Below are 11,385 nucleotides of genomic sequence, written 5' to 3' on the forward strand. Positions count from 1 at the left end.
TCAAGGCCGGGCCCGCGTGTCCGCCGCCCGCTCCGTACCGGTCGCCTCCGTGGGTCGCCGTCGAGGGCCGCGGGAAAACCGGTTGATGGCCGGTGGCCGGGAGGATCAGGCTTTCCGGGGCTTTTGGGGGGAGTTGAGGGTGATGGGGATCCTGGTATCCGGTCTTCTGGATCATGCTTTCGTCACTCTCCGGAGTTAGTGAGTTGTTAACATCCGGCTTCCTGTCCACAGATTTCCGTTTTCCCCTGGCTTTTTGACTCAAAGCCCTTCACGCTGGGTAATGACACTGTGGGCAGACAGTCGTACGATCGGGGGCGGCGTACATGGACGCGGAGCGACTCATCGATATGAGTCGGCACGCCCTGGCGCGGAGCAGGGCGCTTTCCGAGGTGGTGGTCGAGGCGTGGCAGGCGCAGTTGTTGGCGCAGACGATCGGCGCGCGGCTGGTGGCGATCGGACCGCCCGAACTGAGCAGAGACGCGCGGGCGCTCGCCGAGACCGGGGGCCCCGGCTCGGGTGATCTGGACCGCTCCGGCGGCTTCGAACCGGTGAAGGGCGAGATCAGGGCCGCCCGGCTGACGGATGTCGAGGACCCCCGAGAGGCGCTGATCGCGCTGGGCGCGTTGCTCGCGGATGTGGGTATCGCCCTGGTCGGCGTCGCGTGCGCCACGGAGGAAGAAGGGCTGTACTGGCACTGCATCGAGGCGATGGACGCCGCCGACGAGGCGGGTGACCGGGTGCGGACGATGCTCCGCAGACTCGCGGCCGGTGATCTGGCCGGACGGGATCTGCGCAGGCCGCCCGGTGGTGTCGGGGAGCGGGCGGGTCCGTCTGCGGGCGCGTCCGGTCCGGCCGCCGGACCCGCTGCGGGTCCCGGAGCCGTTTCCGCAGTCGGTCCGGGTCCGGCGTTGCCGCCGGGGCCCGTGCCGGGGGCGCGGCCCCGGACGGGTGGCGCGGTGACGTCCCATGTGCCGCTGCCGCCGCGTTCCGGCCGGTCCACCGGTGCGACGGGGCGGCGGCCCCGAACCCCCGGGCGGTCGGAGAGCCCACCGGACGGGGCGTCGGACACCGATGGGGCGCTGGGTTTCCCGGGTGCGGTGGACTCTGCGGCGGGTGCCTCATGACCCGGTGGCCCCGGGGCCTCGGCGGACCGCCCGGTCGGCCTCTTCCTGGAAGACCTGCACGGGGCCGACGCGTCCCCGCGAGCCCGGCCGCCGTGGCTGCTCCGGAGCGGTGCCCGAGGGCCGGTGGTCTTCCGGCGGATGGTGCTCCGGCGGATGGTCTCCCGATGGGTGACTTTCCGGCGGGTGCCCTTCAACCGGGTCCCCGGTGGTCGGTGGGTCGGCGGCCCGGGGTTCGACGGCCCTGGGCTCGGCGTCGGACGGCCCCGGCGGCGGTCGCCCGGAACCCCGGCGTCCGGTCGTACTGTGGCGGGCGTGGCGGGCGTGGCGGGCGTGGTCCCGGCGGTCCGGGATCGACCGGACCGGCGGATTCCTGCCGCCGCGCAGGTGGGACGGGCGAGGCCGACGGGTTCCGGCCGGTGCCGGGGGTGCAGGATGGTGCCATGGATCTGCGCATCTTCACCGAACCCCAGCAGGGCGCGAGCTACGACACCCTTCTGACCGTCGCCAAGGCCACCGAGGACCTCGGCTTCGACGCCTTCTTCCGCTCGGACCACTATCTCGCCATGGGATCGGCCGACGGGCTGCCGGGGCCGACCGACGCCTGGATCACCCTTGCCGGGCTGGCGCGGGAGACCAGCCGGATCCGGCTGGGCACGTTGATGACGGCGGGCACCTTCCGGCTCCCGGGCGTGCTGGCGATCCAGGTCGCCCAGGTCGACCAGATGTCGGGGGGCCGGATCGAGCTGGGGCTCGGCGCCGGGTGGTTCGAGGAGGAGCACCGGGCCTACGGCATCCCGTTCCCCAAGGAGAAGTTCGCCCGGCTGGAGGAGCAGCTGGCGATCGTCACGGGCCTGTGGTCCACGCCCGCCGGAGAGACGTTCTCCCACGAGGGCGCGCACTACCGGCTCACGGACTCGCCCGCCCTGCCCAAGCCCGCCCAGGGCCGGGTGCCGGTCCTGATCGGCGGCCACGGGGCGACCCGTACCCCCAGGCTGGCCGCCCGTTACGCGGACGAGTTCAATATCCCCTTCGCCTCCGTCGAGGACACCGAGCGGCAGTTCGGCCGGGTCCGGGCGGCCGCCGAGGCCCACGGTCGCCGCCCCGACGACCTGGTGTACTCCAACGCGCTGGTGGTCTGCGTCGGCCGGGACGACGCCGAGGTGGCGCGGCGGGCGGCGGCCATCGGCCGCGAGGTCGACGAGCTGAGGACCAACGGTCTCGCCGGATCGCCCGCCGAGGTCGTCGACAAGATCGGGCGGTACGCGGCCGTGGGCTCGTCCCGGATCTACCTCCAAATGCTGGACCTCTCCGACCTCGACCATCTGGAGCTGATCTCGGCCCAGGTCCAGTCCCAGCTGGGCTGACGACCGTGCGCCCCGGTCGCCCGCTCGCCGACGCGCTCGCCCGGGGCGCCCTCGTGCTCGACGGCGGGCTGGCGACCCTGCTGGAGGAGCGGGGGCACGATCTCTCCGGGGAGCTGTGGTCGGCCCGGCTGCTGGCGGACGACCCCGGGGTGATCGAGGCCGCGCACCGGGCCTATACGGCGGCGGGGGCGCGGGTGCTGATCACGGCGAGCTATCAGGCGTCGTTCGAGGGGTTCGCCCGGCGCGGCGCGGACCGGGCGGCGGCCGAGGGGCTGTTCGCCAGGAGCGTCGCCCTCGCCCGGGCCGCCGCCGACGAGGCCGGTGCGGAGACCTGGGTCGCCGCCTCGGTCGGGCCGTACGGAGCCGTGCTGGCGGACGGCGGCGAGTACCGGGGGCGGTACGGGCTCCCGGTTCGCGAACTGGAGCGGTTCCACCGGCCCAGGATCGAGGCCCTGGCCGCCGCGGGGCCCGATGTCCTGGCGCTGGAGACCGTGCCCGACGCGGACGAGGCGGAGGCGTTGCTGAGGGCCGCCGAAGGCTGCGGGTTGCCGCTCTGGCTCTCGTACACCATTCGCGGTGAACGGACCCGCGCGGGACAGGAGCTGGGAGCCGCGTTCGAACTCGTCCGCGGTCTGGACCAGGTGATCGCCGTCGGGGTGAACTGCTGCGAACCGGCTGAAACCGGACCCGCTGTGGCCCTGGCGGTGGAGGTGACGGGCAAACCGGTCGTGGCCTACCCCAACAGCGGGGAGGGATGGGACGAACGACGGCGACGGTGGACCGGCCCCGTCCGCTACGACTCCGGGCGGGTGGGCGACTGGCTCGGTGCGGGCGCCCGGCTGGTCGGCGGCTGCTGCCGGGTCGGCCCGGGGGTCGTCGCCGGGATCGCGTCGGCCGTCGCGGATCACTCCCGGCCCGGCGCTCCGCCCGGTGCCGATCCGGGTGGCGGGTCCGGTGGTGAATTCGGCGGCGGTCCCGGAGCGACGCCCGGCGCCGGATCCGTACGGAACTGAACACTCGCCCCGTCGAAGTCGGTCCGGGCTTCCGGACGGTTACGGCGTCCGCCGCCGCTCGACTGGGTTTCGTCCGGCGCCGGACGGCCCGGTTCCGCGGCGCTCCCGGCCCTCCGCCGTACGGCGGCGCCCGGATATTACGCACCCGGATCGGGGAGAACCCGCCATAATCGGTCAGGTGTTCCTGACGATCCGTACCACCGGCACCGCCGAGCGCCCCGCGACCGACCTGGGCTTTCTGCTGCACAAGCATCCCGACAAGGCGCAGTCGTTCACGACCGCGCACGGGCGGGCCCATGTCTTCTATCCCGAGGCCTCCGCCGAACTGTGCACCGCCGCCCTCCTGCTGGAGGTGGACCCGGTGGCCCTGGTGCGCCGGGGCAAGGATAAAGGGCGCGGCGGCGCGCCCGACGCCGCTCTCGCGCAGTACGTCAACGACCGCCCTTACGCGGCCTCCTCCCTGCTCTCCGTCGCGCTGAGCACCGTCTTCCGCAGCGCCCTGCGCGGGGACTGCCAGGCCAGGCCCGGACTGGCCGGGCAGCCGATGCCGCTGCGGATCGAGGTGCCGGCCCTGCCCGCCCGGGGCGGGCCCGACCTGGTGAACGCGTTGTTCGGGCCGCTCGGCTGGACGTCCGTCGAGGCCGTTCCGGTGCCGCTGGACGAGGAGTTCCCCGAGTGGGGCGATTCGCGTTATGTCCGGCTGGCCCTGGAGGGCGAACTGCGGCTCGCCGACGCGCTCCGCCAGCTCTACGTCCTGCTGCCGGTCCTCGACGACGCCAAGCACTACTGGGTCGCCCCGGACGAGGTCGACAAGCTCATCCGGGCCGGAGAGGGCTGGCTCGCCGACCACCCCGAACGCAAGCTCATCACCAGCCGCTATCTCTCCCGCCGCTGGAGTCTGACCCGGCAGGCCACCGAACGGCTCGAACTGGTCCGGCTGGCCGAGGCGGACCTGCTGGACGTCGAGGACGTCGACAACGCGGTGGACGAGACGACCGATACCGAGGAGCGGCCGGTTCCGCTCGCCGAACAGCGGCGGGAGGCCATCCTGGCGGTCCTGCGCGACAGCGGGGCGAGCCGGGTCCTCGACCTCGGCTGCGGACAGGGCCAGCTGGTCCAGGCGCTGCTCAAGGACGTCCGCTTCACCGAGATCGTCGGTGTCGACGTCTCCGTCCGGGCGCTGACCATCGCCGCCAGGCGGCTGCGGCTCGACCGGCTGGGCGAGCGGCAGGCCGGCCGCGTCCAGCTGGTCCAGGGCGCCCTCACCTACACCGACAAGCGGCTCACCGGCTATGACGCCGCCGTGCTGAGCGAGGTCGTCGAACATCTCGATCTGCCGAGGCTGCCCGCCCTGGAGTACGCGGTCTTCCGCGCGGCCCGGCCCGCGACGGTGATCGTCACCACCCCGAACGCCGAGTACAACGTCCGCTGGGAATCCCTTCCGGCCGGCCACGTACGCCACGGGGACCACCGCTTCGAATGGACCCGGGAGGAGTTCCGGAACTGGGCGGACACGGTCGCCGAACGGGCCGGCTACACCGTCGCCTACCTCCCCGTCGGCCCCGACGACCCCGAGGTCGGACCGCCCACCCAGATGGCGGTCTTCACCCGGACCGACACCGCACCGGACACCGCACCGGACACGGCGAACGACAGCACCGAGAAGGAGGCGAAGGCCGCATGACCACCCACGAGAACGGAACCACCGGCAGTGTCGACACCCCGGACGGCGGCGACCAGCCCCTGACCGGCACCCCCGGCGGGCGGCGCCTGCCGGTCACGGACCTCTCCCTCGTCGTCCTCATCGGCGCCAGCGGCTCCGGCAAGTCCACCTTCGCCCGCCGCCACTTCAAGCCCACCGAGATCGTCTCGTCGGACTTCTGCCGCGGGCTGGTCGCCGACGACGAGAACGACCAGTCGGCCAGCAAGGACGCCTTCGACGTCCTCCACTACATCGCGGGCAAGCGGCTGGCCGCCGGACGGCTGACCGTCGTCGACGCCACCAACGTCCAGGCGGAGGGCCGCAAGCAGCTCGTCCGGCTGGCCCGTGAGTACGACGTCCTGCCCATCGCGATCGTCCTCGATCTGCCCGAGGAGGTCTGCGCCGAGCGGAACTCAGTCCGCCCCGACCGGGCCGGAATGCCCCGCCGGGTCATCAAGCGCCACCGGGCCGAACTGCGCCGCTCCCTGCGCGGACTCGAACGCGAGGGCTTCCGCAAGGTGCACATCCTGCGGGACGTCGCCGAGGTCGACACGGCCGAAGTCGTTCTCGAACGCCGCTACAACGACCTCCGCCACCTCACCGGTCCCTTCGACATCATCGGCGACATCCACGGCTGCCGCTCCGAACTGGAGACCCTGCTGGCGGAACTCGGCTACGAGAACGGGGCGCACCCGGACGGCCGGACCGCGGTCTTCGTCGGCGACCTGGTGGACCGGGGGCCCGACAGCCCCGGCGTACTGCGGCTGGTGATGTCCATGGTCGCCGCCGGGAACGCCCTCTGCGTCCCCGGGAACCACGAGAACAAGCTCGGCCGTTATCTCAAGGGACGGAACGTCCAGATCACCCACGGCCTCGCCGAGACCGTCGAACAGCTGGAGCGGGAGGACGAGAAGGACCCCGACTTCCGGGAGCGGGTGCGGGAGTTCATCGACGGACTGGTCAGCCACTATGTGCTCGACGGCGGCGACCTGGTGGTCTGCCACGCCGGTCTGCCGGAGAAGTACCACGGCCGCAACTCCGGCCGGGTCCGCTCGCACGCGCTCTACGGTGACACCACCGGCGAGACCGACGAGTTCGGCCTGCCCGTCCGCTACCCCTGGGCCGAGGACTACCGGGGCCGCGCCGCCGTGGTCTACGGCCACACCCCCGTGCCCAACACCTCCTGGATCAACAACACCATCTGCCTCGACACCGGAGTGGTCTTCGGCGGCAAGATGACCGCCCTGCGCTGGCCCGAACGCGAGCTGGTGGACGTCCCGGCCGAGAAGGTCTGGTACGAACCGGTCAAGCCGCTGCTCACCGAGGCCCCCGGAGCCCGTGAGGGACGGCCCCTCGACCTGACCGACGTCCAGGGACGCCGGGTCGTCGAGACCACCCATATGGCCCGGGTCGGGGTCCGGGAGGAGAACGCGGCGGCGGCCCTGGAGGTGATGAGCCGGTTCGCGGTCGACCCCCGGCTGCTGGTCTACCTGCCGCCCACCATGGCACCCACCGCGACCTCGACGGCCGAGGGCTATCTGGAGCACCCGGCCGAGGCGTTCGCGCAGTACCGCGATGACGGTGTGGACCGGGTCGTCTGCCAGGAGAAGCACATGGGCTCCCGGGCCGTCGCCCTGGTCTGCCGGGACGCCGCGGCGGCGTACGAACGGTTCGGCGTCGGTGCCCCGGACGGCACCGGCGGCCCGACCGGGGCGCTCTACACCCGTACCGGACGGCCGTTCTTCTCCGACGAGTCCTTCACCGAGCGGATACTCGACCGGCTGCGGTCGGCCGTGACCGCCGCCGGGCTCTGGGACGAACTCGACACCGACTGGCTGCTGCTGGACGCCGAGCTGATGCCCTGGTCGCTGAAGGCGTCCGGACTGCTGCGCAACCAGTACGCGGCCGTCGGCGCCGCAGCCGGAGCCGTCTTCCCGCAGGTCACGGGTGCCCTGGAGGCCGCCGCCGGAAGGGGAGTCGACATCGGCGGACTGCTCACCGCCCAGCGGGAGCGAGCCGTCGACGCCGCTGCCTTCGTCGACGCGTACCGCCGCTACTGCTGGCCGACGGACGGACTGGAGGGCGTACGGCTGGCGCCGTTCCAGATCCTCGCCGCCCGGGGACGGTCCCTCGCGGGCACGCCCCACGACGAACAGCTCAGGCTGATCGACCGGCTGGTGGAGCACGACCCCACGGGGCTGCTCCAGGTCACCCGCAGGCTCGTGGTCGACACCGGCGACGAGGAGTCCGTACGCGCCGGGACCGACTGGTGGCAGGAGATGACCGGGCGCGGCGGCGAGGGCATGGTGGTCAAACCGCTCCAGCCGCTCGGACGCACCCCGAAGGGGGCGCTGGTCCAGCCCGGGATCAAGGTCAGGGGACGGGAGTACCTGCGGATCATCTACGGTCCGGAGTACACGCGTCCGGTCCATCTGGAACAGCTGCGGAAGCGATTCCTCAACCACAAGCGGTCCCTCGCGCTCCGGGAGTACGGCCTCGGTGTCGAGGCGCTCGACCGGCTCGGCGGCGACGAGCCGCTGTGGCGGATTCACGAGGCCGTGTTCGCGGTACTGGCGCTGGAATCGGAGCCGGTGGACCCGAGGCTCTGAACCGGCCGCACCGGACCGGGGCGGTACGACGCGAGCGCGCCGTACCGCCCCCGTCCACCTGCCCGGCCTCGGCGGTGAGGCGGAAGTTACCGGCGTCCACCGGGTGAAAGACGGCCCGGGCGGTGAGGATGGGACCATGGGATTCCATGTCGACTCCGAGACCGGGCGGCTGCGCCGGGTCATCCTGCACCGGCCCGATCTGGAGCTGAAACGGCTCACCCCCAGCAACAAGGACGCCCTTCTCTTCGACGACGTGCTCTGGGTGCGCCGCGCCCGGGCCGAGCACGACGGCTTCGCGGACGTCCTGCGCGACCGGGGTGTCGAGGTCCATCTCTTCGGTGATCTGCTGCGCGAAACGCTGGAGATCCCCGACGCGCGGGCGCTCGTCCTCGACCGGGTCTTCGACGAGAAGGAGTACGGCCCGCTGGCCACCGGCCATCTGCGGGCCGTCTTCGACGAGATGGCCACCCCCGGTCTGGTGGAGGCCCTGATCGGCGGGATGACCAAACGGGAGTTCCTCGCCGGGCACCCGGAGCCGACGTCCGTCCGGTTCCACGCGATGGACCTGGACGACTTCCTGCTCGATCCGCTGCCCAACCACCTCTTCACCCGCGACACCTCCGCCTGGATCTACGACGGGGTGTCGATCAACGCCATGCGCTGGCCCGCCCGGCGCCGTGAGACGGTGCACTTCGAGGCGATCTACCGGCACCACCCCCTCTTCACCGGGCCCGGGGCCGGATCGTTCCACCACTGGTCGCAGGGGCAGAGCGACTATCCCTCCACCATCGAGGGCGGGGACGTCCTGGTCATCGGGAACGGGGCCGTGCTGATCGGGATGAGCGAGCGGACCACGCCGCAGGCGGTGGAGATGCTGGCACGGGGGCTGTTCGCGGCCGGGTCGGCCCGGACCATCGTCGCCCTCGACATGCCCAAGCGCCGGGCCTTCATGCATCTCGACACCGTGATGACCATGGTCGACCGGGACACCTTCACCCAGTACGCGGGCCTCGGCATGCTCCGCTCGTACACGATCGAACCAGCCGGGGGGCCGCAGGCGCTCAAGGTCAGCGACCATCCGCCGGAGCAGATGCACAGCGCGATCGCCGCGGCGCTCGGGCTGACGGACATCCGGGTGCTCACCGCCACCCAGGACGTGCACGCGGCCGAGCGGGAGCAGTGGGACGACGGCTGCAATGTGCTCGCGGTGGAGCCGGGGGTGGTGGTGGCCTATGAGCGGAACGCGACCACCAACACCCATCTGCGCCGGGAGGGCATCGAAGTGATCGAGATCCCGGGGAGCGAGCTGGGGCGGGGGAGGGGCGGCCCGCGGTGTATGAGCTGCCCCGTCGAACGGGAGGCCGTGTGATCTTCCGGGGTTTGCCGGAGGCGGTCGAAGGGCACTCTGTATAGTGATACGGAACACCGCATGAAATTCCAACGGCGGTCGGGGCGGGGCGCGCGACGAGGTCGCGCGCCGCGTTCCGTTCGCCCCTCGTCCGCCGTCCCAGGAGCACCCATGGCGATACATCTCGAAGGCCGCCACTTCCTCAAGGAGCTGGACTTCACCGCCGACGAGTTCCGCGGACTCGTCGACCTCGCGGCCCGGCTCAAGGCGGCCAAGCGGGCGGGTGCCGAGGAGCGGCTGCTGACCGGGAAGAATATCGCGCTGATCTTCGAGAAACCGTCGACCAGGACCCGGTGCGCCTTCGAGGTCGCCGCGGCCGACCAGGGCGCGTCCACGACGTACATCGACCCGTCGGGCTCGCATATCGGCCGTAAGGAGTCGGCGAAGGACACCGCGCGGGTGCTCGGCCGGATGTTCGACGCCATCGAGTTCCGGGGTGACGCGCAGTCGACGGCGGAGGAGCTGGCGGCCCATGCCGGGGTCCCGGTCTACAACGGACTCACCGACGACTGGCACCCCACGCAGATGCTCGCCGATGTGCTCACGATGGTGGAGCGGAGCCAGAAGCCGCTGACCGGGATCGCCTTCGCCTATCTCGGGGACGCCCGGTTCAATATGGGCAACTCCTATCTGATCACCGGCGCCCTGCTGGGGATGGACGTCCGGATCGTGGCGCCCCGGGAGTACTGGCCCGCCGAGGGCGTACGGGACCGGGCCCGGGAGCTGGCCGAGACCAGCGGGGCGCGGATCACGCTCACCGAGGACGTGGCGGAAGGCGTCCGGGGTGCGGATTTCGTCGCCACCGACGTCTGGGTGTCGATGGGGGAGCCCAAGGAGGTCTGGGAGGAGCGGATCAAGTCCCTGGGGCCGTACGCCGTCACCATGGACGTACTGCGGGCCACCGGCAATCCGGACGTCAAATTCCTGCACTGCCTCCCCGCGTTCCACGACCTGGAGACCTCGGTGGCGCGGGAGATCCACGACGCCTACGGGCTGACCGAGCTGGAGGTGACGGACGAAGTCTTCGAGTCGGCTCACTCCGTCGTCTTCGACGAGGCGGAGAACCGGCTGCACACCATCAAGGCCGTACTGGTGGCGACCCTCGCCGGTCAGGAGACGGCCCGGGGGTGATCCGGGCGGTACGGATCCGGTCTATCGCGTACTCGTGACGGAAGTCGCGGACCGGGGATGACTTCGGGAGGAGGCAGAGGCGGGCGGCAACCCCCGCCGCCGGAGGAGGCCCCGCTCCATGAGCCCCTTCACCGGATCCGTACGCCATACCGATGACGACGAATGGCGCCATCTCGCCCTCACCGTCGAAGACGGGCTCGCGACGGTCACCCTCGCCAGACCCCGGAAGCTCAACGCCCTCACCTTCGGCGCCTACGCCGATCTCCGTGATCTGCTCGCCCAGCTCTCCCGGGAGCGGTCCGTGCGGGCGCTGGGTGCTCGGCGGCGAGGGACGCGGCTTCTGCTCGGGCGGAGACGTCGACGAGATCATCGGCGCCACGCTCGCCATGGACACCGCCGAACTGCTCGACTTCAACCGGATGACCGGCCAGACCGTACGCGCCATCCGGGAGTGCCCGTTCTCCGTGATCGCCGCCGTCCCCGCGCCGCCCTCGCCGTCCGCTGGGACACCATAGAGATCGGCCACCGCGGCCGGATCCTCAGCTCCGGAGGGCATGGCTTCGCGGCCCTGGGCCGCCATCGGCTGCTTGCCATCCCGCACGGCGCTGCGAGGACCTCGGCATACGGCTCCGCTTCCCGCCCCCGTGCCGCCCGCCGGTGAACGCGCGGCGGGCCATGATCTGGTGATCGCCGCCGTCGGCGTCGGGAGCGCCACCCGCGCGGCAAGCCGGGAGGTCCACCGGCCGATGATCGTCACCTATCGCTGCCGCTACCGCTGGCTGGCCGCCGACTTCGCCGTCCGTCTGCTGACCCGTAGCCACCGGGTCACCCATGACAATCTGCGGCTGCGGGACGAGCCGTTCACCGCCGCCGTCGACCGGGACGCCGCCGATGTCCACCCCGTTCCGGCTGCGCGGACCGACCCTTTGGCCGGGCCCGTCTGTACGACCCGCAGTGGACCCTGCACGCCGCCGAGCAGGGCTACAGCGGGACGCGCGCCCTGGCCCGCGCCGTAGCGGGCGGGCAGCAGGCGC

At 71.9% G+C, this 11,385-nt stretch carries 7 protein-coding genes and 2 pseudogenes; all 9 read left to right on the forward strand.

Annotated elements, in window-relative coordinates:
* Window positions 1-323: 323 nt before the first annotated feature.
* Window positions 324-1,124 carry a DUF6099 family protein gene (locus tag ABZ714_RS07565; protein ID WP_358824215.1) on the forward strand — a complete coding sequence of 267 codons (801 nt, stop codon included), beginning with the start codon at window positions 324-326 and terminating at the stop codon, window positions 1,122-1,124.
* A 440-nt stretch (window positions 1,125-1,564) separates the two neighbouring features.
* Window positions 1,565-2,488 carry an LLM class F420-dependent oxidoreductase gene (locus ABZ714_RS07570; RefSeq protein ID WP_358824216.1) on the forward strand — a complete coding sequence of 308 codons (924 nt, stop codon included), beginning with the start codon at window positions 1,565-1,567 and terminating at the stop codon, window positions 2,486-2,488.
* A 5-nt stretch (window positions 2,489-2,493) separates the two neighbouring features.
* The gene (gene mmuM, locus ABZ714_RS07575) at window positions 2,494-3,501 is read left to right on the forward strand and encodes a homocysteine S-methyltransferase (protein ID WP_358824217.1); all 1,008 of its coding nucleotides are present in this window, start codon (window positions 2,494-2,496) and stop codon (window positions 3,499-3,501) included.
* Between the two features lie 178 nt (window positions 3,502-3,679).
* Complete coding sequence (locus ABZ714_RS07580; RefSeq protein ID WP_358824218.1) at window positions 3,680-5,185, forward strand: 3' terminal RNA ribose 2'-O-methyltransferase Hen1; 1,506 nt, start codon at window positions 3,680-3,682, stop codon at window positions 5,183-5,185.
* The gene (locus ABZ714_RS07585) at window positions 5,182-7,812 is read left to right on the forward strand and encodes a polynucleotide kinase-phosphatase (protein WP_358824219.1); all 2,631 of its coding nucleotides are present in this window, start codon (window positions 5,182-5,184) and stop codon (window positions 7,810-7,812) included. The genes ABZ714_RS07580 and ABZ714_RS07585 overlap by 4 nt, the downstream gene beginning before the upstream one ends.
* A 136-nt stretch (window positions 7,813-7,948) precedes the next feature.
* Entirely contained in the window at window positions 7,949-9,181 is a 1,233-nt protein-coding gene (locus ABZ714_RS07590; protein ID WP_358824220.1) for an arginine deiminase, read from the forward strand.
* 150 nt (window positions 9,182-9,331) lie between these two features.
* Window positions 9,332-10,351, forward strand: coding sequence for an ornithine carbamoyltransferase (gene argF, locus ABZ714_RS07595; protein ID WP_358824221.1), 1,020 nt, complete (start codon window positions 9,332-9,334; stop codon window positions 10,349-10,351).
* Window positions 10,352-10,469: 118 nt separating this feature from the next.
* Window positions 10,470-10,830 (forward strand): annotated as a pseudogene (locus ABZ714_RS07600) (enoyl-CoA hydratase-related protein); the annotation flags it as partial.
* Between the two features lie 17 nt (window positions 10,831-10,847).
* A pseudogene (locus tag ABZ714_RS07605) lies at window positions 10,848-11,148 on the forward strand (bifunctional salicylyl-CoA 5-hydroxylase/oxidoreductase); the annotation flags it as partial.
* Window positions 11,149-11,385: the final 237 nt, after the last annotated feature.

The sequence above is a fragment of the Streptomyces sp. NPDC006798 genome (genome assembly GCF_040635975.1).
GTDB lineage: Bacteria > Actinomycetota > Actinomycetes > Streptomycetales > Streptomycetaceae > Streptomyces.